19 protein-coding genes and 1 pseudogene are annotated in these 25,247 nt (G+C 52.9%); 10 read left to right on the forward strand and 10 right to left on the reverse strand.

Going from position 1 to position 25,247, the window contains the following annotated elements; all coding sequences use genetic code 11:
- Nucleotides 1-47: 47 nt before the first annotated feature.
- On the reverse strand, nt 48-968 hold the full coding sequence (choX, locus tag AACY18_RS12495; RefSeq protein ID WP_339464994.1) for a choline ABC transporter substrate-binding protein: 921 nt from the start codon (nt 966-968) through the stop codon (nt 48-50).
- Between the two features lie 16 nt (nt 969-984).
- Complete coding sequence (gene betC, locus AACY18_RS12500) at nt 985-2,499, reverse strand: choline-sulfatase (protein ID WP_339464996.1); 1,515 nt, start codon at nt 2,497-2,499, stop codon at nt 985-987.
- A gap of 267 nt (nt 2,500-2,766) precedes the next feature.
- On the opposite strand from betC, the gene tnpA (AACY18_RS12505) reads away from it, so the two are divergent.
- The 3 genes and pseudogenes from tnpA (AACY18_RS12505) (at nt 2,767) to tnpC (AACY18_RS12515) (ending at nt 5,072) form a co-directional block, all read left to right on the forward strand.
- A complete protein-coding gene (gene tnpA / locus AACY18_RS12505; protein WP_265536884.1) occupies nt 2,767-3,093 on the forward strand; it encodes an IS66-like element accessory protein TnpA in 327 nt (108 codons plus the stop codon).
- Nucleotides 3,090-3,425, forward strand: coding sequence for an IS66 family insertion sequence element accessory protein TnpB (gene tnpB, locus AACY18_RS12510; RefSeq protein WP_265536883.1), 336 nt, complete (start codon nt 3,090-3,092; stop codon nt 3,423-3,425). The genes tnpA (AACY18_RS12505) and tnpB (AACY18_RS12510) overlap by 4 nt, the downstream gene beginning before the upstream one ends.
- Before the next feature lie 61 nt (nt 3,426-3,486).
- Nucleotides 3,487-5,072: pseudogene (gene tnpC / locus AACY18_RS12515) on the forward strand (IS66 family transposase).
- Between the two features lie 287 nt (nt 5,073-5,359).
- On the opposite strand, the gene AACY18_RS12520 reads toward tnpC (AACY18_RS12515), so the two are convergent.
- From AACY18_RS12520 to AACY18_RS12540, 5 genes are all read right to left on the reverse strand, one after another.
- On the reverse strand, nt 5,360-5,725 hold the full coding sequence (locus AACY18_RS12520; RefSeq protein WP_339464997.1) for a RidA family protein: 366 nt from the start codon (nt 5,723-5,725) through the stop codon (nt 5,360-5,362).
- A 26-nt stretch (nt 5,726-5,751) separates the two neighbouring features.
- A complete protein-coding gene (tnpC, locus tag AACY18_RS12525; protein ID WP_339464998.1) occupies nt 5,752-7,308 on the reverse strand; it encodes an IS66 family transposase in 1,557 nt (518 codons plus the stop codon).
- A gap of 62 nt (nt 7,309-7,370) precedes the next feature.
- On the reverse strand, nt 7,371-7,706 hold the full coding sequence (gene tnpB, locus AACY18_RS12530) for an IS66 family insertion sequence element accessory protein TnpB (RefSeq protein ID WP_339464999.1): 336 nt from the start codon (nt 7,704-7,706) through the stop codon (nt 7,371-7,373).
- Nucleotides 7,703-8,020, reverse strand: a complete 318-nt coding sequence (gene tnpA / locus AACY18_RS12535; RefSeq protein WP_339465000.1) for an IS66-like element accessory protein TnpA — start codon at nt 8,018-8,020, stop codon at nt 7,703-7,705. Before tnpA (AACY18_RS12535) ends, tnpB (AACY18_RS12530) begins: the two co-directional genes overlap by 4 nt.
- Before the next feature lie 249 nt (nt 8,021-8,269).
- Nucleotides 8,270-10,783 (reverse strand): CoA transferase, encoded by a 2,514-nt coding sequence (locus AACY18_RS12540; protein ID WP_339465001.1) that lies wholly within the window; start codon nt 10,781-10,783, stop codon nt 8,270-8,272.
- Nucleotides 10,784-11,257: 474 nt separating this feature from the next.
- Between AACY18_RS12540 and AACY18_RS12545 the strand changes: the two genes are divergently transcribed.
- The 3 genes from AACY18_RS12545 to AACY18_RS12555 all read left to right on the forward strand — a co-directional run bounded on the left by AACY18_RS12545 (nt 11,258) and on the right by AACY18_RS12555 (nt 15,062).
- The gene (locus AACY18_RS12545; protein ID WP_339420482.1) at nt 11,258-12,415 is read left to right on the forward strand and encodes an iron-containing alcohol dehydrogenase; all 1,158 of its coding nucleotides are present in this window, start codon (nt 11,258-11,260) and stop codon (nt 12,413-12,415) included.
- A gap of 58 nt (nt 12,416-12,473) precedes the next feature.
- On the forward strand, nt 12,474-13,970 hold the full coding sequence (locus tag AACY18_RS12550; RefSeq protein WP_339465003.1) for a CoA-acylating methylmalonate-semialdehyde dehydrogenase: 1,497 nt from the start codon (nt 12,474-12,476) through the stop codon (nt 13,968-13,970).
- A gap of 165 nt (nt 13,971-14,135) precedes the next feature.
- A complete protein-coding gene (locus tag AACY18_RS12555; protein WP_339420480.1) occupies nt 14,136-15,062 on the forward strand; it encodes a LysR substrate-binding domain-containing protein in 927 nt (308 codons plus the stop codon).
- Here the strand turns inward: AACY18_RS12555 and AACY18_RS12560 are convergent.
- Entirely contained in the window at nt 15,059-16,012 is a 954-nt protein-coding gene (locus AACY18_RS12560) for a LysR substrate-binding domain-containing protein (RefSeq protein ID WP_339420479.1), read from the reverse strand. The two genes, AACY18_RS12555 and AACY18_RS12560, sit on opposite strands and share 4 nt — an antisense overlap.
- Nucleotides 16,013-16,180: 168 nt before the next feature.
- Here AACY18_RS12560 and AACY18_RS12565 point away from each other — a divergent pair, with 168 nt between their 5' ends.
- On the forward strand, nt 16,181-17,815 hold the full coding sequence (locus AACY18_RS12565) for a BCCT family transporter (RefSeq protein ID WP_339420478.1): 1,635 nt from the start codon (nt 16,181-16,183) through the stop codon (nt 17,813-17,815).
- Between the two features lie 193 nt (nt 17,816-18,008).
- Here AACY18_RS12565 and AACY18_RS12570 read toward each other — a convergent pair whose 3' ends face one another.
- Nucleotides 18,009-19,217, reverse strand: coding sequence for an MFS transporter (locus AACY18_RS12570; protein WP_339465004.1), 1,209 nt, complete (start codon nt 19,215-19,217; stop codon nt 18,009-18,011).
- 683 nt (nt 19,218-19,900) lie between these two features.
- Here AACY18_RS12570 and AACY18_RS12575 point away from each other — a divergent pair.
- Entirely contained in the window at nt 19,901-21,019 is a 1,119-nt protein-coding gene (locus AACY18_RS12575; RefSeq protein WP_339420476.1) for a mandelate racemase/muconate lactonizing enzyme family protein, read from the forward strand.
- Nucleotides 21,020-21,094: 75 nt separating this feature from the next.
- On the opposite strand, the gene AACY18_RS12580 is transcribed toward AACY18_RS12575, so the two are convergent.
- On the reverse strand, nt 21,095-22,009 hold the full coding sequence (locus tag AACY18_RS12580; RefSeq protein ID WP_339420475.1) for a LysR family transcriptional regulator: 915 nt from the start codon (nt 22,007-22,009) through the stop codon (nt 21,095-21,097).
- Nucleotides 22,010-22,438: 429 nt separating this feature from the next.
- Between AACY18_RS12580 and AACY18_RS12585 the strand changes: the two genes are divergently transcribed.
- Together AACY18_RS12585 and AACY18_RS12590 are read left to right on the forward strand one after the other, a co-directional pair.
- A complete protein-coding gene (locus AACY18_RS12585; protein ID WP_339428417.1) occupies nt 22,439-24,082 on the forward strand; it encodes a BCCT family transporter in 1,644 nt (547 codons plus the stop codon).
- Nucleotides 24,079-25,200, forward strand: a complete 1,122-nt coding sequence (locus AACY18_RS12590) for a mandelate racemase/muconate lactonizing enzyme family protein (RefSeq protein WP_339420473.1) — start codon at nt 24,079-24,081, stop codon at nt 25,198-25,200. The genes AACY18_RS12585 and AACY18_RS12590 overlap by 4 nt, the downstream gene beginning before the upstream one ends.
- The last annotated feature ends 47 nt before the right edge of the window (nt 25,201-25,247 follow it).

The raw sequence follows: 25,247 nt of genomic DNA on the forward strand, positions 1-25,247 counted from the left end.
GCGCGATTATCGTGGCGAGAAGCTTGCTCCCTCGCCACATACAACCCTTACAACTTCGCTTTTACGGCCGGCAACGCGTCCTTCCCATCCACGGTCTTCACGCCATCCAGCCATTTATCCAGCACCGCTGGATTGGCCTTGATCCATTCCATGGCCGCGACGGCATTGCTGATCTTCTTGTTCGCCACCTCCGCCATGATGCTGTTCTCCATGTCCTGGGTGAAGCTCAGGTTGGTCAGCAGTTTGCCAACGTTCGGGCAGGCCTGTGCATATCCGTTGCGGGTCAGGGTGTAGACGCTGCCCGTGTCACCGAAGTATTTCTCGCCACCCTTCAGATAATGCATTTTCAACTGCACGTTCATCGGGTGCGGTGTCCAGCCGAGGAAGGTCACGAACTTCTTCTTTTTCACCGCGCGGGACACTTCGGCCAGCATCGCCTGCTCACTGGACTCAACGAGCTTCCATTGACCCATATCAAAGTCGTTCTTCTTAATCATTTCCTGCAAGGAGATATTGGCCGGAGCGCCCGAGCCAATGCCATAAATCTTCTTCTGGAACTCGTCGGCATGCTTGTTCAAGTCGGTAAAGTCACGCACACCGGCGTCCCAGACGTAATCGGGGACGGCAAGAGTGAACTCGGTGCCTTCGAGGTTTTTTACCAACTGAGTGACATCGCCAGTGGCCACGAACTTGTCGTAAAAGCCCTGTTGCGCTGGCATCCAGTTACCCAGAAAAACGTCAACCTGACCATCCTTGAGCCCGCCATAGATGATCGGTACCGCCAGAGTGTTGACCTTAGCCTTGTAGCCCATGCCGTCCAGCAAAAAACCGGTAATGGCATTGGTCGCGGCAATGTCGCTCCAGCCCGGGTCGGCCATCTTTACGGTGTCGCAGTCTTGCTCGGCGAACGCCGAGGCACTGCCCAGCGCCAGTAGCCCTACCGTCAGGACTATAGAAAACTTTTGCATTGACTTCCCCTTAACATTATTGGTTTTGGCAGGGTTGTGGATAACGTGCTTTGCGCTCCAGATCATCTAGGTCGATATGGTTGCGCATGTACTGCTGACTGGCGTCGACCAGCGGCTGGTGATCCCAGCTCTTCAGCTTGCCGATGGTCAGCGCTTTGGCGACGAAACGCCGACGACGCTGGCTGGCGAGCACCTGCTGGTGTATCAGCGGAATATTCCATTTGGCACGCGCGTCGGCCAGAAACTCCTCGAACAGCGACCGGTGTTGCGGCGACTGGCTGAGTTCTTCCTGCTCGCGCGGATCGTTGTGCACATCAAAGAGTAGGCAAGGGTCGTCTTCGCTGTAGATGAATTTGTAAGCGCCGCGGCGAATCATCATCAGCGGGCTTATGGTGCCCTCAGCCATGTATTCGCCAAAGACTTCGTCGTGGCCGCCCTGCCCTTGCAGGTGCGAAACCAGTGAGCGCCCGTCCAGAGGCAAACCTGGTTCCAGCGAACCGCCGGCCAATTCGACGAAGGTCGGCAGCAGGTCGGCGGTGGAGACTGCTGCGCTGACCCGGCCGGCGCCAAATTGCCCGGGCGCACTGATCAGCAGAGGTACTCGCGCAGCCATCTCGAACCAATGCATCTTGTACCAGAGCCCACGTTCACCGAGCATGTCACCGTGGTCGCCGGAGAACACGATGATGGTGTCGTCGATCAGGCCCGTATCTTCGAGGGTTTGCAGGAGTTTGCCGACGTTACTGTCGATATAGCTGCATGCACCGAAGTAGGCACGGCGCGCATCGCGGATTTTATCCACAGGCAACGGTTTGTCCCACAGGTCAAACACTTTCAGTAAACGTTGGGAATGCGGGTCAAGTTCGGACTGCGGCGGGGTTTCAGGCAATGGAATGTCGGCATCGTCGTACATATCCCAGAACGCTTTGGGGATGGTGTACGGATCGTGCGGGTGTGTCATCGACACCGTGAGGCAGAACGGCTGGTCGCCGTCTTCGCGGATGTGGTCGAACAGGTATTGCTGGGCCTTGAACACCACCTCTTCATCAAAATCCAGTTGATTGGTACGCACACACGGCCCGGCTTGCAGCACCGACGACATGTTGTGGAACCAGGTAGGACGCACGTCCGGTTCATCCCAGTTCACCGACCAGCCATAGTCGGCGGGATAGATATCGCTGGTCAGGCGCTCTTCATAACCGTGCAACTGGTCTGGGCCGCAAAAGTGCATCTTGCCGGACAATGCCGTGCGGTAACCGAGGCGACGCAAGTAGTGGGCGTACGTCGGTACATCGGCGGGGAAATCGGCCGCGTTGTCATAGGCGCCAATCTTGCTCGGCAACTGACCGCTGACGAGGGTAAACCGCGACGGTGCGCACAGCGGGCTGTTGCAGTACGCGGCATCGAACACCACGCCTTCGGCGGCGAGGCGACTCAGATTGGGCAGTTTGATGGGCGAAGAACCGTAGAACGGCAACATTGGCGCGGCCATCTGATCGGCCATGATGAAAAGAATATTTTTGCGCTTCATGTGATTGCGGCATTCCATATTGAATATTTATGCGAAAGTGCTGCAATCAAGCATGAAACCCATGAAGCTTGAGGTAAAGCCCATACACAGCAATGACTGGGATAAGCACAGCTTATGTGTGACGCCCTTGTTAAATTATCTCCAGGCTTACCGCGGGCGTTCGAGGCGTAAGGGGCCGGGGAACACACCTTCCTCGCCCTGCCAATAAGGGTGATTGTGTCCGCGTATTTTTAAGCGGACGCAATTACCCTTAACGTCAGGATCGCTATGCGACAACGTAAGTCCTACCCGAAATCCTTCAAGACCCAAGTCGTCCAAGAGTGCGAACAGCCCGGTGTTTCCGTGGCGGCTATCGCGATCAGGCACGGGATCAACCCTAATGTCGTTCGCCGGTGGATACCGCTTTATCGTGACCAGCAAGCCGTCGCGCTGCCAGCTTTTATTCCTATGAAAGTCACGCCGGTCGAACCAAAACAAAAGATTGGAGCGTCGGCGATCATTGAGCTGCCACTGGGAGAGCAGTCGATCACCGTGAAGTGGCCAACTTCAGACCCTGACGGATGCGCCCGCTTTGTCCGAGGGCTTGCTCTGTGATCCGCATTGACTCCATCTGGCTCGCCACCGAGCCGATGGACATGCGCGCCGGTACCGAGACGGCATTGGCCAGAGTGATCGCGGTGTTCGGTGCGGCGCAGCCGCACTGTGCTTATCTGTTCGCCAACCGCCGCGCCACGCGCATGAAAGTGCTGGTGCATGACGGTTTCGGGATCTGGCTGGCGGCTCGGCGTTTGAACCAAGGCAAGTTCCATTGGCCAGGCATTCGCCAAGGCTCTGAAGTGGAGTTGGATACCGAGCAACTTCAGGCATTGGTGCTGGGTCTGCCATGGCAACGCGCAGGTTCTGGAGGCTCGATCACACTGCTTTAACGGCTGCCATTAGCCTATAGGTCTATCGCCGCGAATTGCCTGCTCTGGCAAAATCGGCCCCATGACTTCGCTACCCAATCTCGATCACCTGACCCCTGAACAACTGCGCGCCTTGGCGGCGCAGTTGATGCAGCGTGTCGAGACGCTTGACCACTAGGTCGACACGCTGGGCAAGACGGTCGAAACGATGGGTAAAACCGTTGAGACGATGGGCAAGAAGATCAACCGCGATCAAACGGTGATCGAGAAACTGACCCACGAGATTGCCCAACTTAAACGTTTGAAGTTTGCCAAGCGTAGCGAGCAGATGAATCCTGAGCAGGCCAGTTTGCTCGATGACTTGATCGACACCGATATCGCCGCGATTGAGGCCGAGCTTCAAGCCTTGCAAACAGTACCAGCGGCGACCGAGAAAAAGCAGAAGCCCAAGCGCACTACATTACCGGCTGAGTTTCCACGCACACTGATCCATCACGAACCAACACCCACTGCCCATGCGGCTGCGCCCTCAAGCGCATCGGCGAGGACGTCAGCGAGAAGCTGGACTACACGCCCGGCGTGTTTACCGTTGAACGCCATGTGCGTGGCAAATGGGTCTGCGATGACTGCGAAACCCTCATTCAGGCACCGGTTCCGGCTCAGGTCATCGACAAGGGCATCCCGACCGCTGGGCTGCTGGCCCACGTCATGATTGCCAAGTTTGCTGACCATTTGCCGCTTTACCGTCAGGAATCGATCTTCGGTCGAGCGGGCCTGGCGATTCCACGTTCAACCTTGGCTCAATGGGTTGGCGTGACTGGGGTTCAGTTGCAGCCGCTGGTCGATGCGCTGCGCGAAGTGGTACTCGGGCAGAAGGTTATTCACGCCGATGAAACACCTGTGCAGATGCTCATGCCGGGAACAAAGAAAACCCACCGTTCCTATGTTTGGGCCTACGCCACCAGCCAGTTCTCGAACTTGGCAGCGGTGGTTTACGACTTCAGCCCCAGCCGCGCCGGAGAGCACGCTCGCAACTTCCTGCAAGACTGGAAGGGCAAACTGGTGTGTGATGATTTTGGTGGCTACAAGGCCAGTTTCGAACTCGGCGTGACCGAGATCGGTTGCATGGCCCATGCACGGCGCAAGTTCTTCGAACTGCACGCGACCAACAAGAGCACGCTCGCCGAGCAAGCCCTGCGCTACATACAATTGCTGTACGAAATCGAGAGTGAAGTCCGCGACCTGGAACCGGATTTACGGCGCCGAATACGGCAAGAAAAGGCCGTGCCGGTGATGGATATGCTACATGCCTGGATGATCGCCCAGCGCGATCTCGTGCCCGAAGGTTCGGCTATCAGCAGAGCACTGGATTACAGCCTGAAACGCTGGGCAGCGCTGTCGCGCTACCTCGATGACGGGGACGTCCCCATTGATAATAACTGGTGCGAGAACCAGATCCGGCCGTGGGCACTGGGGCGCAAAAACTGGCTCTTCGCAGGGTCACTGCGCAGCGGCAAACGGGCGGCGGCGATCATGAGTTTGATCCAGTCTGCTCGGCTCAATGGCCATGATCCTTACGCGTATCTGAAGGATGTTCTTACGCGCCTGCCGACGCAGCGGGCGAGTGAAATCGATCAGTTGCTGCCGCATAAGTGGCAGCCGGTCTAATCACGCAAGGCGTGATGCCCGGACGCATACAAAAGGACTGGAAATAGGAACGGCGCTCCAGTGGCATGGGCATCCGCTTAAAAAGGCTAGAAATGGTGTCCACTTAAATGTAGGTGGACACCATCGCCTTAAGCGTTGGCATTAGGAAGTTGTGCTGTCCGGACTTACAGTTCAATCATTCGTAAGCGTCCAGGCATTACACCTTGTCGGACGATCAGCGGTGTGAATCAAAGGCTTTGCACGGTGTAATAATGATCTAGTGCGCGGCGGCAAGGGGCAGAACTGCCTCATTGCTTTCGTATAGCAGTTACTGTGATCTCAATCAGAACACGCCCCTCCAAAGCTACGCCCAAACAAGCACGCTGAGGCCAGCTTTGCGGGTTAGCACCGAACCAATCACACCATACTTCGTCCATCACAGGCTTATCCGCCATTCTTGCTATGTAAACCTGCGCACTGACAATGCTTTGCTTGTCTGACCCCAGCTCGTTGAGATTACCTTCGATGATTTCGAGCGCTTGACGAGTCTGGTCAGCAATATTTTGCGTGGTGTCCGTGGCGGTGGCCACAGTCCAGACTAAATCTCTGTATGCGCTAGATCGGTTTCTACCTTGATAAGCACCGCGAACTCTAGTGATCTCACTTGTAGTCATGCTCGTTCCTTTGTTTATGGGCTTTCTTAATTTAGATTTAGGGGTCTCAACAGATCGTCGGATCGCACCCATTTATGTGGTAGCAATTCTGTAATCTTGCTCAATTTTTGTGTTGGAAGCCGCGACAACACATCCTTCAGGTATGCGTACGGATCATGCCCATTAAGTCGCGCAGACTGGATCAAACTCATGATCGCCGCTGCGCGTTTACCGCTTCGTAACGAGCCCGCAAACAACCAGTTCGAGCGTCCAAGAGCCCACGGCCGAATCTGGTTTTCACATTGGTTGTTGTCTATCGGCACGGCGCCATCATTGGCATAACGAGCCAGAGCCATCCAGCGTTTGAGGCTGTAATCCAGTGCTTTGGCGATAGCCGATCCTTCGGGCACAAGATCGCGCTGGGCCAGCATCCAGGTATGCAGTGCATTGAGTATCGGTGCCGCTTTTTCTTGCCGTATTCGCCGGCGATCCTCGTCGTTCATATCCCGCGCTTGCCGTTCGATTTCGTACAACCCGCCAATCGAGTGCAGCGCCTTTTCGGCCAGTTGGCTCTTATTGGTCGCATGCAGATCGAAGAACTTGCGGCGGGCATGCGCCATGCAGCCGATTTCAGTGGTGCCTTGCTGGAAGCTTGCTTTGTAGCCGGCGAAATCGTCGCACACCAACTTGCCATTCCACTGACCAAGGAAGTTACGCGCATGTTCGCCCGCACGGCTCGGGCTGAAGTCATAAACCACTGCCTTGAGCGGCGAAAAAGGTGTAGTGCAGTAAGCCCAAACGTAGGCACGATGGGTCTTCTTCTGGCCCGGCGCGAGCATCTGCACCGGCGTTTCGTCAGCGTGGATCACTCCTTGGGCAAGTACCGTTTCGCGTAACGCATCGACAAGCGGCTGGAGCTGCACGCCGGTTTGGCCGACCCATTGCGCCAGTGTCGAACGAGCAATAGCCAGGCCGGCACGGCCAAAGATTTTCTCTTGCCGATATAGCGGCAAATGGTCAGCGAACTTGGCCACCATCACATGAGCCAACAGGCCTGCGGTCGGGATGCCTTTGTCGATCACTTGCGCCGGTACCGGCGCCTGGATAAGCGTTTCACACTCGCGGCAGGCCCATTTTCCACATACGTGTTGCTCGACCGTGAACACGCCCGGCGTGTAATCCAGTTTCTCGCTGACGTCTTCGCCGACGCGCTGAAGCTGGCAGCCGCACACGCACTGGGTGCTCTCTGGTTCGTGGCGGATGACAGTGCGTGGAAACTGCTGCGGCAACGGCGCACGCTTGGGCTGCTGACGCCGTTCGGCTGGCGCGGCAGGCGGATTGACCGCCTTTAACTCAGCCTCGATTGCTGCGATATCAGTATCAAGCAGGTCGTCGAGCAGGCTGCCCTGATGAGGGCTAAGTTGCTCGCTGCGCTTGGCGAACTTGTTGCGTTTGAACAGTGCGATTTCGTGGGTGAGCTGTTCGTTGACCGTTTCGATCCGCTGGATCTTCTTGCCCATCGTGTCGACCTGCGACAGCAACTGCGCAGCGAATGCACGCAGTTGATCGGGGGTCATGTGATCGAGATTGGGCGAGGGAGTCATGCCTTGGATTTTACCAAAGCAGGTCGCTTACGACAGTAGGCCAAGGAGCTAATTACAGCCTTTTAAAGCAGTGTGATTGCACCGCCAGCTCCAACCCTTTGCCAAGGTAAACCGAGCACCAAGGCATGAAGTTGCTCGGCATCCAGCTCCATTTCGCAGCCTTGCCGAATGCCAGGCCAATAGAACTTGCCCTGGTTCAACCGGCGTGCAGCCAGCCAAACACCAATTCCGTCGTGCACCAGCACTTTCATCCGATTAGCACGGCGATTGGCAAACAGATAAGCGCAGTGCGGCTTCGCCGCACCGAACACCGCAATCACTTTGGCCAGCGCAGTTTCAGTGCCTGCACGCATATCCATGGGTTCGGTGGCGAGCCAGATGGCATCTATGCGAATCATTGGGTGAATCCACGGACAAAGCGGGCGCACCCTTCAGGATCTGAAGTTGGCCATTTCACAGTGATCGATTGATCGCCAAACGGTAGATCAATGACCACCGACGTTTCAGTCTGCCGTTTTGGCGTAGATTTCACTGGAATAAAAGCAGGTAGTACCGCTGGTGGCTGATCCCGGTACAGCGGCATCCACTTTCGAATTACGTTGGCGTTGATGCCATGGCTGATGGCGACGCCGGATATGGTCGCGCCTGGTTGCAGGCATTCCTGAACAACCTGGGCTTTGAACGATTTGGGATAAGAGCTTCGTTGGCGCATTGGAAGTCCTGCCGTTAAGGGCTATAGCGTCCGCTTAAAAATACGCGGACACCATCGTCCTTAATGCTGGAGTTCGGAAGGTGTGTTCCCGGAACGCTTACATTTTTACCGCCTGTATTTTTGCAATTAGAGCATTTCCCGTGTTCCCCGATGCCGAGCTTGAACGCATACAACTTCACGCAAAAAAGGCCATGTGGGCGTGGACACATGGCCAAAAATTGATGCAGCTACGAGCGCGTGGATGATTGATTAGCTTGGCAGAAACTCCTCTGCCCATCCAAGGCTAGCAATACCCCGACGGACGAAATCATCGACTTCCGCCGGAGAGTATCCGATGCTGGCAAGCACGTCTTTGGTTGAATGCCCCCAGCGCTCAGGGAGAGATACCGCCGAGATTTTTGAATCCACTGGGCGGATTGCGTAGTGATCGATCTGTGTCAGGCAATGGCCGCTTGGGTGGTTGCGGTGAATCGAGAATGCGAAGCTGCCGTTGTGGATACCAACGGTGTTGTCCCCTTCACGGGTGTATCGCTCACGGAGCTGCTCGATTGAATTCGGTACTGCGGCAGCGATATCCGCCTCGTGCAGGAGGTCAGCCCAGTATGCAGCTGGAGCAGTCAGGAATACCTCCTTCAAGAAGGCCGAGACATCTGAGGCTTTACCGATGCCTTCCAACCCTTCGATTTTTTCCAGCATCTCGATTTCTGCTGGCTTGCTGTCCAGATACAGCCACCCATCACTCGTCTGGTAGAAATGCGATAGAGCATTATAGCCCAGCACATTGCGACCCGAGGGCTCGTTGAAGGCGCCGCGCCCCGCATAGTCATAGGCAAACGAGATTTGCGCGAGGTTAGTAACAGCCGAGAGGGAGGTGCGCGAACGGGTGACTTTTCCGGTTTTGATCCGATGGTAGAGCTGGACAGCCATACCCAAGCCGGCAGCGAAACCACAGTTGACGTCCAGGGTGCCTAGGTGAGCGTGCTCTTCTGGCGTTTGTGGGCCACCGAAGCGACTCATGATTCCGCTGTGGGCCTGAATGATATCATCATAACCAATGAAGTTGGACTTCGGCCCTGGCAGCGGCCCACCTAAGCAATCGAGGCGACAGAACAGGACGTTGGGGTTGACGATACGCAGGCTCTCCTTATCCAGTCCCAGCTCTTTCAACTGACGCTCTGGAGCATTGATGACCACTATATCCACTGAGCTAACCAGGCGGTTGAAAGCGCCACGGCCTTCTGGACTGAGAATATCAACCAGAGCGCTTTGTTTGCCCATGCCTGTCTGGAAGGTAAACAGAGTGCCAATCAGTGGATCATAAAGAGGCTTAACCGGGTCGAGCTTGATGACTTCGGCACCGAAGCGCGCGAGAAACGCAGTTGAGTGCGGGCCAGCAATAACGTTGGTCAGGTCAAGGATCCGCAGCCCATCCAACCAGCCCTTTCCAACCTCGGACTTGGTTGCACTACCTATTGGGTAGGTAGCCGGATATTCAGCGGCAGCTTCTTTAAGCTCGACCACTGCCTGTTCGAAAGATATGTTCTTGCGAGGACGAGGCTTAACCATTTCGCCTGCGAACTCTTCAAGCCAAACGATCGGCCCAGGCTGTTTCATCAGGCCGTATTCAGGATCTTCAACCTCAACGATCAGACCAGCAGTATTGGTGTGCTCATGATTGACCCATTCTTGGGTGGTACGGTGAGGCGCACCTGGAATCTTGTTCTCACCGAAAATCTGACCCCACTCTTCCGAAGTTTTGGTGAGGAACGCTTTCTTCATCTTCGCCGAGATATGGTCTGCCCACTTCTTTGGCAGAGGGTATACGCCAATCGACGTCTCGCCATCCCACTCACTGATGGGTGAATGCAGATCGGATACTTCGGGTAGACCATCCGCCACGAGTTCATCGTAGATGCCGAGAACTTTCAACGCACGCTTGGCATGGTTACGGTGCGACGGGCATACGCAGTAAAACATCCGGTCGTCTGCACACAAATAGGTGCGGTAGAAAGGATCGAGATACTCCTGCAAATCCTCATAGCTGAGATTCATTGGAATGTTGTTGGCCTTGCGATGCTCAATTTCAAGCTCTCGCATCGTCTTATAGCGCTCAGGCAGACCGTCGATTACGTAGGAGTTATAGGACAGTCCTTCCATCAACGCGGCAACCACCGGCACCTCGATCTCATCACCATGGCCGGTACGTTCACGAGCTTGAAGAGCGAGTGCGACTGCGCTAGCAGCCAGAGTGGTAGCGTACGCAGAGCCCAGAGGCAGTGGTGAGAAGCTCGGGTTAAGACCCAGCAAAACACGGTTGAAGCCCATGTCAGTGAATGCGCCCGCAGTCGCGGCAACAACAGCCTCTGTAGCTTTCCATTCGCGACGCAGCGTGTCGTTGCTGGCAAAGCCTGGGATTGAGAGCGTGATCAGCTCCGGGCGGCTGGCGCGCAGCTCTTTAAAGTCGATGCCCAGATTTTTCATTACGTCCGGACGGAAGCTTTCCAGGACAATGTCAGCTTGAGCAATCAGATCATTCGCCTGCGCCAGACCGGCAGCGGTCTTGAGGTCAAGACGGATACAGCTTTTGTTGCGATTAAGCACAGCGTTCGCCGGGTTTTCCCACTGAGGGCCCTCAGGAGGGTCGATGTGCACCACTGTCGCACCAAGATCCGCCAAGATCATTGCAACGGCAGGGCCAGCGATCTGCTGACCGAAATCGACTACGCGAACGCCGGCAAGCGGCAATGGATTAGTCTGCTTCATTTCGTTTTATCCTTCTTAGAGGCAGTTTTAAAGTAGGTCTAATGACCTAGTTGTAGAGTCATGGCAGTGGACGAAAAGCAATATCAGTAACTATTGACACCTGATTTGACGACAAAAACTCTCGACAACTTTTTTTGGTATTCCCCCACCGTGTAATACCGATATTAGAAATCTCACAACAACCAATCCAGCAATATAAATTAGCCCTGAGGGTCAATTTTTATTATGGCTGCAGGCGATCTCTTGAAATAAACAACAGCAAACCTCTCGCAAGCCGCCCTCGACCCATAAAAAAAACAGGGAGTCAGGCTGACATTTTATTGCTTCACAAACTTATTCTCACACCCGAGAATCAATCACGACCCACCTGAGGTCGAAACAATTCATGCCGGCAGCCATGCCCAAATAATCTATGCGGCTATTGCGCAGAGACGGTGTCTTTTACTCCACCAGATAAATAAAACAGGAGCATTTATGGCTACCCCAGTAGTTCTGCCTCGCCTGATGTCCATCGGCGAAAATGCTTGTGAAGAAATTACGGCAGTTTTAGCAAGCCTAAATCTTCGCAAGCCCCTCGTAGTGACCGACAAGATGATGGTCAAGCTGGGCTATGCCGCCAGAATCGTAGAAGTGCTCTCCTCTACCGGCATCCATGCTGACGTATTCGATGACACCGTTCCCGAGCCCACTGTCGCATCGATCAGTGCAGGTGTGCGCTACGCCGGAGAAGGCGACTTTGACTGCATCATTGCGCTGGGTGGCGGCAGCCCTATCGACAGTGCGAAGGCTATCGGTGTGCTTGCCAAGCACGGCGGCCAAATGCGTGATTACAAGTTCCCACGAATCGTAAACGAAGCGGGACTGCCGCTGATTGCCGTCCCGACCACGGCGGGCACTGGCTCCGAGGTCACCCGATTCACAATCATCACTGATGAGTCGACTGACGAGAAAATGCTTTGTGTGGGATTGGCCTTTATGCCAGTTGCCGCCCTGATCGATTATACGCTGACGCTGAGCCTCCCAGGACGCATCACGGCTGACACAGGCATTGACGCCCTCACCCACGCCATGGAGGCATACGTCAGTAAAAAGGCAAACGCTTACAGCGACACTCAGGCTCTGGCTGCGATGCGATTAATCGGGCCCAATCTTCGAACCGTCTATCGCACCGGAGCCGATAAGAAGGCACGTGAAGCGATGATGCTCGGCTCAACGCTCGCGGGGATGGCCTTCTCCAACGCATCAGTAGCTTTAGTGCATGGCATGAGCCGCCCTATTGGCGCTTTTTTCCATGTTCCCCACGGATTGTCCAACGCGATGCTGCTGCCGGCCGTGACCGAATTTTCGATCCCTGCAGCACCTGAGCGCTATGCCGAATGTGCTCGCGCAATGGGCTTGGCCACCCTCCAGGACAGCGATGCCACGGCCAACGAAAAGCTGCTGCGCGAGCTCAAAGCAATCAATGAGGATTTGAACGTCCCCAGCCCGGCAGAGTTTGGAATTGATAAAGCGCAGTTCATGGACAAGATCGAAACCATGGCACAGCAGGCCTTGGCCTCTGGATCGCCGGGGAATAACCCTCGCGTCCCGACCACCGACCAAATGGCTGAGCTCTATCGCAAGCTTTGGTAGTTGAACGCCATACCGTTAAACGCTGTTATCCAACATTACAATAATCAGGAAACATGAAATGGAAACTGTAGGACACCTCATTAGTGGCGAGCGCCTGGACGCTGGACAGCGTTTTCAGGATGTATTCAACCCTGCGACTGGACAAGTTACCAAGCGCGTGGCGCTGGCCTCCAAGGTGACTGTTGAACAAGCCATCTCCGCAGCTCAGGCAGCCTTCCCTGCCTGGCGCAATACCCCTCCTATCAAGCGGGCTCGCGTCATGTTCCGCTTCAAGGAACTCCTGGAGCAGAATGCTGCGAAAATTTGCCAACTCATTGGCGAAGAGCACGGCAAGATTTCGCACGACGCCATGGGGGAATTGCAGCGCGGCATCGAAAACGTCGAGTACGCTTGCGGTGCTCCTGAGTTTTTGAAAGGAGAACACAGCAAAAACGTAGGCCCTGACATCGATTGCTGGAGCGAGTTCCAGCCGCTGGGTGTGGTGGCTGGCATCACCCCATTCAACTTCCCAGTGATGGTGCCGCTCTGGATGTTCCCGATGGCAATTGTCTGCGGGAATTGCTTTATCCTCAAACCATCCGAACGCGATCCAAGCTCGACCTTGTTCATCGCTCAGCTGCTGCAGGAAGCAGGTCTTCCAAACGGTGTCATGAACGTAGTCAACGGGGATAAAGAAGCTGTTGACACTCTGTTAAACGACTCGCGGATTGAGGCAGTAAGTTTCGTAGGCTCAACGCCAATTGCCGAATACATCTACAAGCTCGCTACCGCGAATGGGAAACGTTGCCAAGCATTGGGCGGGGCGAAAAACCACGCAATCGTAATGCCGGATGCGGACATGGATAACGCGGTGAACCAGCTCTTAGGGGCAGCTTTCGGCTCATCCGGCGAACGCTGCATGGCACTGTCGGTTGCCGTTGCAGTAGGAGCAGGTACCGCACAAGCCCTTGTTGAAAAGATGCGCACCGCCATGGCTGCGCTTAAAGTCGGCGCCTATTCAGATGCCAGCAACGACTTTGGCCCCGTTATCACCCGTCAGCACAAGGATAAGGTTGTCGGGTACATCGACAGTGCGGAGGCCGACGGTGCCCGGATCATCGTAGATGGTCGAAATGCTGAAGTCGCGGGATACGAGAGCGGCTTCTTTGTGGGTGGCACCCTGATCGATGGCGTAAAACCGACGATGCAGAGCTACCAGGAGGAGATCTTCGGGCCGGTGCTTCAGGTGATTCAGGTCGACTCAATGCAGGAAGCGATGAATCTCATTGATAACCATGAATACGGCAATGGGACGTGTATTTTCACGCGTGACGGCGAGGCAGCGCGTTACTTCACCGACAACATCAAAGTGGGTATGGTGGGCGTAAACGTCCCATTGCCGGTACCAGTTGCGTATCACAGTTTCGGCGGTTGGAAGCGCTCTCTGTTCGGCGACCTCCATGCTTATGGCCCGGATGGCGTGCGGTTTTATACCCGTCGCAAAATGATCACCCAGCGCTGGCCATCGGCAGGTGTTCGTGAAGGAGCCTCATTCTCAATGCCTACATTGAAATAACGGCCCCGAATGGGCATGTAAACCCTCAAGTTTTCATGCCCCGAGGCGTTCACGCTATCGCCTCATATGATCATTTACATCTATAGACGCTACATACTATTATTGAGCGGGCGATGGCGATAACCATCACCCGCTCAACAATGCTATATGAAGAGCGATCTATAAGTGAATAAAAAACGCCTTCCTCCGCTGAATTGGCTGCGCTCGTTCGAGGCCTCTGCACGCCACTTAAATTTCACCTTAGCTGCCGAAGAACTAAACTTGACACAGGCTGCTATCAGCCAACAGATTAAAGGTTTGGAGTCACAACTTGGAATGACGCTTTTCAAGCGTCTAGCGCGCCGACTAGAATTGACCGAAGCGGGGCGCGCTTATATGCCTGCAGTTCATGAAGCTATCGAACGTCTTGCTGCTGCCACCGATGAAATTTTTGGCGAAGGACGTGCAAAGGTCATTACCACCAGGGTGAACCTTGTTTTCTTTACGACTTGGCTAGCTGCGAGACTAGAACGGTTTACCAGCGTTTATCCTTCAGTAAACCTGCATTTCAGCAGTAACATCTGGCTGGAGGAGCAGGATAAAGAAGTGGATATTGATATTCGATACGGCAAAGGAAATTGGCCGGGCTATAAGTCATACAGACTGACGTGGGATGAGCTTATTCCAGTATGCAGCCCCAAGCTAATAATTACCGATCCTAACTTAGACTTCAATATAGAGAAAATACTAGCAGAACATGGACTACTCCATGTCATCGGATATGAAGAAGGATGGGGTTATTGGCTAAAGCAAACAGGAATTTCCTGCGTTCCACCTTCGAAAGGGATGCAATTTGACACGCTTATAACAGCGTTGGAAATGGCTGTTCTCGGACACGGTTTTGCATTAGGACGAACATCACTTGTAGCTACGCTGCTGACTGAAGGCAAACTCGTCGCTCCGTTCACTCAACGTGTACCCACCTCCGAAGCGTTCTACGCTGTCCTTCCAGAACATCAATATGCCAGCCCTCAATCCCAAGCATTTATAGACTGGTTACTTAAGGAAGCCGGTCTTTCAAAAAAGGAATCCACCCAGTTATTAGATGGCTAAGTGGATTCCTCCCCAAGCCGGTCTTCTGCGCCTTCGGTGAGGCGGGCCTCCTCCTTTAACCAAGCGACAAATTGCTGGGCCACATCACTCAAACGATCGGATTTCCTCGTCAAAAGGTAGTAACCCATTGGGTGTCGCATCTTCATCTCAGGAAATGGAATGATTAAATCACCATTCTTTAGAGGTCTCTGGATAAGCTCCAAGCCACACAGAGCAACGCCCAAACCTTCAATCGCAAGCTCTGTCAGCACGTTGGAGTCACTGACTAGATGCCCCCCTTCAATTTTGATTGGGACGCCTGGGTAGGTTCGCCCCCAATTAATCCAATCGTCAACGCTACGATCATGAAGCAATGGATGGTGGATCAAGTTGAGCGGGTCGATTAAAGGATTTTCACATTCAAGCAAAGCAGGTGAACAAACAGGAACGTAATTCAAACCTAACAGATAATCCGCACGAAATCCCGACCAGTCAGCCTTGCCCCATTTTATTGCTAAATCGATGTCTCCCGAAAATTCAACGCGCTTCGATGTCAGCGTTTGCTGAATATCTAAGCCAGGGTAGTTATTTGTGAATTTGCGCAATCTCGGCGTCAGCCAGAATGCACTTAAAACAGGTTCCGCTTCTATATGCAAGGCCAACCGACCTTGCTTTCGCGCGCAGCGATCAAATGCTTTCACCAGCTCTTCAAAAGGGCCGCTTGTCTCATTTAGCAGATCTTTACCCGCAGCCGTAAGCGTCACTGAACGAGTGGTGCGAATTAGTAATTGAGCATTCAACGCCTCCTCCAGCTTTACTATTTTTTGACTGATCGCAGACTGAGAGAGGTGCAAAATTTTAGCGGCATGCGTGAAGCTGCCTTGCTCTGCGACCGTTTTGAATGCCAACAATAGAGTGAAATGCGGGAGTCGCGTTGAAACAGACTGTGAGACTGGGCCATTGATAAGCATTTCTTATAATCTCATTAACAAAACGCGATTCAGTGTTGACAACTAAACTGTTTATATTGCGCTTAGCCCTATGGCTAAGGTCTACCAATAATCATAATAGCAGGTCTTCAGAAATGAGAATTCTATCTCCCTCGCTTCGTGTCCGCCACACACTTTCAGGAGGTCGCCATGAAGCCTGAAATTATCGAAACATCCCGCCCTTCTATCGACTGGACACTCATCTTAACCTGTTTGGCCATTGTCTCCACAGCCGTTATTTTTCTAACAGCCTATCCAGATCAAGCCAAGGCCTCCGCAGATCAACTGTTTTCAGCGGCAACAATGACATTTGGATCCATCGTCCAAATTGTTGGCTTTGTTTGCGTCGTTCTTATTATTGGTCTGGCCATGACCAAGTACGGAAGCATCAAGCTTGGCGATGGACTTCCCGAGTACAAGAATGTGAGCTGGATATTCATGTTTATTTGTGCCGGGCTAGGCTCAGCCACCATGTATTGGGCATTCATGGAATGGTCTTACTATTATCTAACTCCGGGACTTGGGATTACCGGGTCGACTCAGCAAGCCCTAGAGTACAGCATCGCATATTCCTTTTTTCACTGGGGCGTTACGCCATGGTCGATCTACGGAATCGCCTCGCTGGCCATGGCCTATCACTTTCACGTACGACGCAACAAAGGCTTGAGCTTGGCAGCCGTTGTTGAGTCTATGACGGGGTTTAAGGCACGCGGGCCGGTGGGTCGTGTAATTGATTTGATATTCTTGTTCTCCACGTTTGGCGGGCTAGTCCTGACAACTACGCTTACCACATCTACTGTTGCGAAAGGGATCGCTGACCTCACCGGCATCACTGATGGTTTCGGGCTCAAAGCTTCGATTGTCATCATGGTCACGATGGTCTTTTCACTGAGCTCCTACATCGGCATCTCCTCTGGCATGCAGCATTTGGCGAAGGTCGCTTGCGGTATGACGCTGGGGTTTGGATTAATCGTCCTGTTTCTCGGCCCGACCGAATTCATCATCAACAACTTCACAAATGCGGCGGGCATTGCATTACAGAATTTCGTGCAAATGAGCTTGCATACCGACCCTGTAGGCGGGAGTGATTTTGCTCGTAGTTGGACGGCCTTCTATTGGCTTTACTGGATCACCTACACGCCTGGGATGGCAATCTTTGTCACTCGTATTTCACGTGGCAGAACCATACGGGAAGTGATCATGGCAATGGTCTTAGGTGGTTGCGGTGGATGCTGGTTCTTCTTCGGTAGCCTGCAGAGTTTCGCTATTCACCAGTTCATCACTGGCGTTGTTGACGCTCCCGCAATGCTCAGTGGTGCAGGCGGCGAAGCTGCGGTTTCGATGCTCCTACACTCCTTGCCAATGGGTAATGTGCTATCTGTCGTGTACCTCCTTCTGATGCTTATTTTCCTTGCATCGCACCTCGATGCAGTGGCGTATACAGTGGCTGCGACTAGCACCAAAAACCTGAAAGAAGGCGATGATCCAACACCTAACCTTCGCCTGTTCTGGTGTTTATTACTCGCTGCGCTGCCGCTTTCCATGCTCTATATCAACGCTCCGCTGAGCACCCTGAAAACAGCGGTCATTCTCACTGCCATTCCATTTATCGCAGTCCTGGCGGTGAAAATTTGGGGGCTGATGAGATGGTTGAAAGAAGACTATTCACATATGTCTGCTGAGGCCATCGTGGCACAAGGGCGTGCACTGACAAAAGCACACCCACAAACGCCAATTTTTCCTCGCTCGACACAACACGCTCCAGCAATGGAAACTTTGGTCTAGAATCTCCAAGACTTGAAAAGTTGGCTGCTTGGATCTCCGCGCAGCCAACGCGTCAACCTTGCTGACACATGTAAATTTTATCTAGCAAACAGCCCCCAACTGTAATCCAGCCAAGCCCATATGCAGGTATCCCTGCCAGCTGATGATAAGCATCACCGCAAGCAACACGATCGTTAGCCAAACCATTCGCACCTCAACATACCTCCCCCGCCCTAGGCCTTCGTTCGACCGGAGACTCAGTAATTGGCCAATGTAATACAGTTGCTATAACGCTCAACACGATCGAGATGTACCAGACGAGGTCGTAGCTGCCGGTGCGGTCATATACAAGCCCTCCGAGCCATCCACCGAAGAAAGCGCCAACCTGGTGGAAGAAATAGACGATGCCCCCGAGCATGGACAGATTTCTCACACCAAAAACTGAAGCGATGGTTCCATTGGTAAGAGGCACGGTAGAGAGCCACAAAAAGCCTATAGCAATTGAGAAACAATAAACTGAAAGCTTAGTCACTGGCACTGCAATAAAGCAGGCAATAACGATTGCCCTTAATGCATACAACATCGTTAGCAACCTCGGCTTCGAATATCGAGCGCCGAAAATCCCTGCGGTATAGGTTCCGAAGATATTGAATAAGCCGATAAGGGCCAAGGCCGCCGTGCCAGTTCCGACATCAAGGTGTTGATCAATGATATAGGAGGGCAAGTGTATTCCAATGAAAACCACCTGAAACCCGCATACGAAAAAGCCTGCTGACAGCAGGATGAACCCTCGATGGGCCACGCACTCTTGCAACGCTTGGCCGGCAGTTTGGGTATCTGCCGTCCTAACAAGCGGTCGGTCTTTAAGCATTCCTACCAGCGGCAGAATCAAAGCGACCAAGCCTGCCAGGATGATTAATGCAGACTGCCACCCAAATTGCTGGATTAACTCAAGAGTGCCGGGAAGCATGACAAATTGCCCAAGTGAGCCAGCGGCACTAGCTAACCCCATTCCCATGCTGCGACTCTGAATCGGCAATGCTCTTCCTATTACCCCTAGAATTACTGAGAAAGTAGTGCCTGACAGGCCAATACCCACCAGAACGCCAGCACTCATCAGCAGCATAGATGAACTGGTCGCGGTACTCATAAGAACTAGCCCACAGGCGTACAGAAACCCGCCACCAGCGATTACCTTGCCCGCTCCATATCGATCGGCTAACGCCCCACTGAAAGGCTGGGCGATACCCCAAATTAGGTTCTGAAACGCAATCGCGAATGCAAAAATCTCCCTTCCCCACCCAAACGATAGGGACATGGGGGCCAGGAATAATCCAAATCCGTGCCTGACCCCTAATGACAACGCGAGAATAAACGCACTACCTATCAACAACCACTTATAATGCGAGAAATTAAATACCATCACTCACTCCAGCTTTAGTTTTATAAAAACCAACACCCCGCCGCCTGCAACAATTTAATAACTAAATATTAAGCATTCGCGCCAAATACACATTTGGCCTGCAGTCATAATTTTTAATCCGTGCGCTTCAGCGACCTGAGGTGTGATAGTTCGACATGCTATCACTGGAAATAAACGCCCCACCTACAATAAAAGTATGGCCTCATGCACCGTTTTACTTATAGATACACCAAAGCAAAACTAAGCGCTCACTGCCAGCCAGTGCGGGCTGACACGGCTTAGTCTCGGATAAGCTACGAATGGTGCAGCGACTTGACCACTAATAAGCCACACTAATAAACGGATCACAAAATATTGATTCCACAACTTGGCTCAAATCATTAGATTCTTGAAAGCAACCCGCAACCAGCGTCACCCACATAATTAATACTAACTGGGGACTAAACTTGAACATTTTGAAGCTGCCAGCGACACACGCTTGCTCGAACAAAAGCTCGCAATCAATCGCAAGGATAACTTCTTTGAATTTTAGTTTAGCAACTAAAAAACTGACATCAAGAGCAAGACTAGACGTTCAGATATGTGCAGGGATGACGATTTTATCACGCTTGTACTTGGCTGCTTTTCAAAATGAATCCCCGAAAGCTCATTTTCATTTAACAAAGTTGCGTAAGGTATAAGGCATGAACCGTCTCACTGTTTCAAAAATTGAAGTTTATGTTTGTCGTCCTAACCAACCTGGTTCGACCTGGACACCAGAACAACCTGATCCATTCACGACACACACCTTCGTGCGCGTTCACACCACTGACGGCTTCGTGGGCTTCGCTGCAACCGATTCCTACACCACGCACTGCGTTGATACGGTCTTGCTTGAAACGCTCAAGGACATGATTCCCGAAGTGATTGGCAAATCAGCTCTGGATCGCGTGGCCCTATGGAGTCACCTAAAGCCAAAAGCTTATGCTCGATCCGCTCAGGCCCTGGCGCTGATCGATGTTGCTCTGTGGGACTTGGCAGCGAAAGCGGCGGAAAAGCCCCTCTATCAACTATTGGGGGCGTCACGGACTTCGATTCCAGCCTATGCCAGTACACCTGTTCTAGCATCGCCAGAGGCGTATGTCGACTATGTGAGCCAGTGGGTTGAACAGGGTTTCCAGGCGCTTAAATTCCATTGTTGGTGCCAGCCAGAGAAAGACCTGAAAATGATCAATCTTGTACACCGAGCTCACGGTGATAAAGGCTTGGCCTTGATGCTCGATGTTGAGCAACGCTACGACTTGGCTGGCGCCATGGATGTAGGTCAGGTATTAAGCGAGCTAAAGTATGAGTGGTTTGAGGCTCCATTGGATGATTACGACCTGAGTGGTTATAGGACACTTTCGAGAGACTTGGCTGTGCCTGTTTTGCCTGCGGGCAATGCTATCACTGACCCCTTCCTAGTTGAATTTGGTATGCGTGAAAATTGCTGGTCGCGCGTAAGGGTTGATGTCATGACTTGCGGAGGCATTACTCCCGCTCAAGCCATTATGCGCAAAGCCGCTGCGCGTGGAGTCCAGGTAGAGCTTCAGAGCTGGGGCCACTCACTGGCGCAAGCGGCAAACCTTCACTTGATGCTCAGCCAGCCAAACTGCAATTTTTTTGAGCAGGCATGTGAGTACGAGCTCTTTGAGTTTGCAACGCATAACCCAATCCGAGCCAATACATCAGGATTAGTCACTGCTCCCGATGGATACGGCCTCGGGCTCGAAATTGATTGGGAGGAAATCCGTGCCACTACGTACGCCATGTTCGTAGGCTGAGTACTCCGGCCAGTATGTAAAGCCCGCACGAACGGATCGCGGGCTTTCTCTCCCAGCTTTCCCTGCATGAATCGCTCAGATCGTATCTTCAGTGCCACCTCGGTATTTTTTGACCTCGGACTTCAGCCATTCGATGAACTGAATCGCCCTCGCGCTGGGTGGAGGTGTCGCGCGAGTGAGGATATAGTAGGCCATGTTGTGAGGCATGCTCATCTCAGGAAACGGTAACACCAGAACCCCCTCCTTCAACGGCTTCTCACACAGCTCCATCGCGCACAATGCCACTCCATGCCCTTCGATCGCCATGTGCATTAACACGTTGGCATCGTTGACCACATGCCCTTCGTTCGGATTTACGTCCTCAATATCAAAAACTTTGAGCCAGGTTGTCCAGTCGCCTCTGTCTCGATCATGGAGAAGCGGCAGTGAGTTCAACTGGCTCGGTGAGGTGAGTCTGTCTCGCCCTTCAATCAACGCAGGTGAACACATGGGAATGTAATTCAGCCCAAGCAGATATTCGGAGACGTAACCCGGACGCTTACCTGTTCCCCATTTGATAGCGAACTGGGTGTCGGGTGAAAATTCCAGATTCTGTGTTGTCAGCCTTTGCTGAAAATAAATGGCTCCAAAACATTCCGTAAAAGACTTAAGCCTGGGCGTTATCCAGATAGAACTCAACACAGGTTCACATTCGAAATGCAGCACTGGAATCTTGTTAGGCCTGGAGAATTTTTCGAAGGCCTGAATAAGGCTCGTCAAAGGCGAAGAAATTTCAATCAGTAACTGAGCCCCATCTTCTGTGAGTTCGGTACTTCGAGTTGAGCGAACGAAAAGAGGAACGCCAACAACCTCTTCCAGTTTCACAACTTGCTGACTCACCGCAGATTGCGTCAAGTGGAGTGTTTCAGCTGCGCGACTAAAGCTTCTTTGATCGGCAACTGTTTTAAAAGCTTGGAGCAAATTCAGGTGGGGCAATCGAGTCATAGTCATATTTTTATTCCTGCTTCAGTGCACATCGACGCTGTTCAAGGATTCGCACCTGCGTCACCAATGATGACATCCGCACGGCAGTTAGCATCCACAATAACTCCACTGCCCCTCGCCCGTCGCTCACGAGTTCTGCTCTGGCGGGCGTTTTTTTTGGGGGTGAACACCATCTCAGTGAGATGGCCTTGAGCGGTAAGATTATGAGATGAAGTTAATTGATTACAACCTGTAATTAAGCCATCACAAAATTTCGTTGTCCCGGTTAAAGGGCTGAGACGTACATTGCGACTACCTTGCTGAGGACGGGCTTAATGCCTCGTTTGAGTGCCGGCTAACAACATAATTACAAGAGTCAAAACATCATGCACACGCTACCCCCCGCTGTTTGTAACATGCACCCCGCGAGTACCCTTTTTTTGTCAGGAGGTCGCCATGCAGGTTAAAAGTCGCGTCCATCAGGACTCAGGATCTGAGGCCCCTACTCAGGACTTCATACTGATTCTGATCAGCATCGTCGTGATTGCCACCATTGCAACCGGTTTGATGATGTATCCGACTGAAGCCCAAGCGCTGGCAAGTCAGCTCTTCACCTCCGCAACGTCAACCTTTGGGGCAGTTGTACAGTTCACAGGATTCGCATGTGTTGTCCTGATCCTAGGACTGGCATTGAGCAAGTACGGAAATATCCGGCTAGGAGAAGGCAAACCGGAATACACCACCACCAGTTGGGTCTTCATGTTCATCTGTGCAGGACTAGGTTCTGCCACCATGTACTGGGCTTTCATGGAGTGGGCTTACTACTACCTTACTCCCGGTTTAGGCGTCGCTGCCGCGAGCAAAGAAGCGCTCGATCTAAGCATCGCTTACTCTTTCTTCCATTGGGGTGTCACACCTTGGTCGATCTATGGCATCGCTTCGCTAGCGATGGCTTATCATTTTCATGTACGCAAGAACAAAGGACTGAGCCTCGCCGGCATCCTTGAAGCCATAACCGGACTAAAGGCTCAAGGCCCAGTGGGACGGATGGTTGACCTACTGTTTCTGTTCGCGACTTTTGGTGGGCTGATTCTGACCACTACGTTGACCACCTCTACCGTCTCGAAAGGAATTTCTGAACTGGTTGGTATCAACGACGGGTTTGCGTTGAAGGCCAGCCTGGTTTTGTTGGTGACCGTAGTCTTCTCCATGAGCTCGTACATCGGCATCAGCTCAGGAATGCAGCGCTTGGCCAAGATGGCTTGCGGTATGACGCTCCTTTTCGGCCTGATAGTCCTGCTACTCGGCCCTACAACGTACACTCTCAACAACGCCGTCAACGCGATCGGTCTCGTCCTCCACGATTTCGTGCGCATGAGCTTGTATACCGAACCCAATGGCACCGGTGAATTTTCCCGTGGGTGGACAGTGTTCTATTGGCTTTACTGGATCACCTACACCCCAGGAGTTGCAATCTTCGTAACCCGAGTGTCCAAGGGACGCAAGATCAAGGAAGTCGTCGCTGCGATGATCCTCGGTGGCTGCGGTGGCTGCTGGATGTTTTTTGGTAGCCTGCAGAGTTTCGCGATTCACCAATTCGTATCTGGTCTGGTTGATGCTCCGGCCATGCTCGATGGCGTGGGCGGAGAAGCCGCTGTTTCTCTTCTGCTGGCGAGCTTGCCGTTTGGCAAAATACTTTCTGCCCTGTACTTCCTTCTGATGCTGATTTTCCTCGCCTCTCACCTCGATGCTGTGGCTTACACCGTCGCCGCGACCAGCACCCGAAATCTGCGAGAAGGTGACGATCCCTCTCCAAACCTGCGGATGTTTTGGTGCGTTCTGCTGGCCGCGTTGCCGATGGCGATGCTTTACATCAACGCATCGCTGAGCACACTCAAAACGGCAGTGATCCTAAGCGCCATCCCATTTGTAGGCATCTTAATGGTGAAGATTTGGGGACTGTTCAAGTGGTTGCGCGAGGACTACAGCGCGATGCCTGGGTACCAGATTGAGGAGCAGGCTCAGCGCTTGGCACTCGGATCGGAGGTGCCAGCATTTGCGGAAATCCCTAAGGTCAAGACAGTGGAAGTTCCAACATGAAAATCATTGAGATAGAGACGATTTGGCTGCGCGTACCGCCACTAAATGAACCTTGCGAATGGGGCGAGGATGCGTTGATCGTGCGCATTCATACCGACACCGGATTGGTGGGAGTCGGTGAGACCGATAGCTCCCCTTCCGTAGTAAAAGCATTGATCGAAATGCCCGCTTCTCACGAAACCTGTCAAGGGTTGCGCCAACTATTGATCGGCGAAAATCCGCTGGAGATTGACAGGCTCTGGAAGAAGATGGTGCGGGGTTCTGAATACGTAGGGCGACGCGGTGCAGCGATTCACGCGATCAGTGCTTTGGACATCGCGTTATGGGATATCGCTGGTCAGCATTACGGTGTCCCGGTGCACACTCTGCTAGGTGGAAAGCACCGTGACCGCATAGCTGCCTACGGCACCTTTATCCCCAAACCAGATGAGATCGCCAATCGCCACATAGTGCGAGAGCTAATGGCTCAGGGGCTAAAAAGCATCAAGCTCGGAGGCGGAGGTTTTGGTGAAGATCTGAGCGCGGACAAAGCCTTGCTCAAGGTAATCCGGGAGGAGATTGGAGAGGATGTCAAACTGCAGATCGATCTAGTTGGACGCTGGAGAAATTATGCAAACGCATTGACGCAATGCGACGCCTTACGTGACTTTAATCTGAATTGGATCGAAGAGCCCCTGCCATCTGATGACTCTGAAGGTCTGCTGCGTCTTTCTCAACAATGCGGTATACGTGTCTCTGGCGGTGAGGGGCTAGCGACTCGTCATGAGTTCAAAGCATTTCTGGCCGAGACGCGCCCGGCGATCGTGCAGCCTGATATCACACGCTGCGGTGGCATCAGCGAGATGCGTCATATCGACGAGCTCGCACGCCAATACGGCGCACAATTGGTGCCTCATGGCTTCAGCACTGGCATTTTGTTGGCTGCCACGGTGCATTTCATGGCGGCCAGCGAAGCAGGTGAACTTATTGAGTATTCTCAGAGCGATAGCCCGCTATTCCGCGACTTAGTGAAGAATCTGATACCTCTGCAAAATGGTTATGTTCGCGTCCCGGATAAGCCTGGTTTAGGTGTGGAGCTGGATGAGGAAGTCATTGATCGATATCGCGTGAGGTTCTGAGTAGCAATGTGATGAACAGCACTACCGACGAGCCTTGACTGACCGAA

It is taken from the genome of Pseudomonas sp. EA_65y_Pfl2_P74, assembly GCF_963970575.1.
Taxonomy (GTDB): Bacteria; Pseudomonadota; Gammaproteobacteria; order Pseudomonadales; family Pseudomonadaceae; genus Aquipseudomonas; species Aquipseudomonas baetica_A.

Excerpts from the sequence above, each read along its gene's own strand:
- choX (WP_339464994.1), bottom strand. The coding sequence starts at position 968 with ATGCAAAAGTTTTCTATAGTCCTGACGGTAGGGCTACTGGCGCTGGGC.
- betC (WP_339464996.1), bottom strand. The coding sequence starts at position 2,499 with ATGAAGCGCAAAAATATTCTTTTCATCATGGCCGATCAGATGGCCGCG.
- tnpA (WP_265536884.1), top strand. The coding sequence starts at position 2,767 with ATGCGACAACGTAAGTCCTACCCGAAATCCTTCAAGACCCAAGTCGTC.
- AACY18_RS12520 (WP_339464997.1), bottom strand. The coding sequence starts at position 5,725 with ATGACTACAAGTGAGATCACTAGAGTTCGCGGTGCTTATCAAGGTAGA.
- tnpC (WP_339464998.1), bottom strand. The coding sequence starts at position 7,308 with ATGACTCCCTCGCCCAATCTCGATCACATGACCCCCGATCAACTGCGT.
- tnpB (WP_339464999.1), bottom strand. The coding sequence starts at position 7,706 with ATGATTCGCATAGATGCCATCTGGCTCGCCACCGAACCCATGGATATG.
- tnpA (WP_339465000.1), bottom strand. The coding sequence starts at position 8,020 with ATGCGCCAACGAAGCTCTTATCCCAAATCGTTCAAAGCCCAGGTTGTT.
- AACY18_RS12540 (WP_339465001.1), bottom strand. The coding sequence starts at position 10,783 with ATGAAGCAGACTAATCCATTGCCGCTTGCCGGCGTTCGCGTAGTCGAT.
- AACY18_RS12545 (WP_339420482.1), top strand. The coding sequence starts at position 11,258 with ATGGCTACCCCAGTAGTTCTGCCTCGCCTGATGTCCATCGGCGAAAAT.
- AACY18_RS12550 (WP_339465003.1), top strand. The coding sequence starts at position 12,474 with ATGGAAACTGTAGGACACCTCATTAGTGGCGAGCGCCTGGACGCTGGA.
- AACY18_RS12560 (WP_339420479.1), bottom strand. The coding sequence starts at position 16,012 with ATGCTTATCAATGGCCCAGTCTCACAGTCTGTTTCAACGCGACTCCCG.
- AACY18_RS12565 (WP_339420478.1), top strand. The coding sequence starts at position 16,181 with ATGAAGCCTGAAATTATCGAAACATCCCGCCCTTCTATCGACTGGACA.
- AACY18_RS12570 (WP_339465004.1), bottom strand. The coding sequence starts at position 19,217 with ATGGTATTTAATTTCTCGCATTATAAGTGGTTGTTGATAGGTAGTGCG.
- AACY18_RS12575 (WP_339420476.1), top strand. The coding sequence starts at position 19,901 with ATGAACCGTCTCACTGTTTCAAAAATTGAAGTTTATGTTTGTCGTCCT.
- AACY18_RS12580 (WP_339420475.1), bottom strand. The coding sequence starts at position 22,009 with ATGACTATGACTCGATTGCCCCACCTGAATTTGCTCCAAGCTTTTAAA.
- AACY18_RS12585 (WP_339428417.1), top strand. The coding sequence starts at position 22,439 with ATGCAGGTTAAAAGTCGCGTCCATCAGGACTCAGGATCTGAGGCCCCT.
- AACY18_RS12590 (WP_339420473.1), top strand. The coding sequence starts at position 24,079 with ATGAAAATCATTGAGATAGAGACGATTTGGCTGCGCGTACCGCCACTA.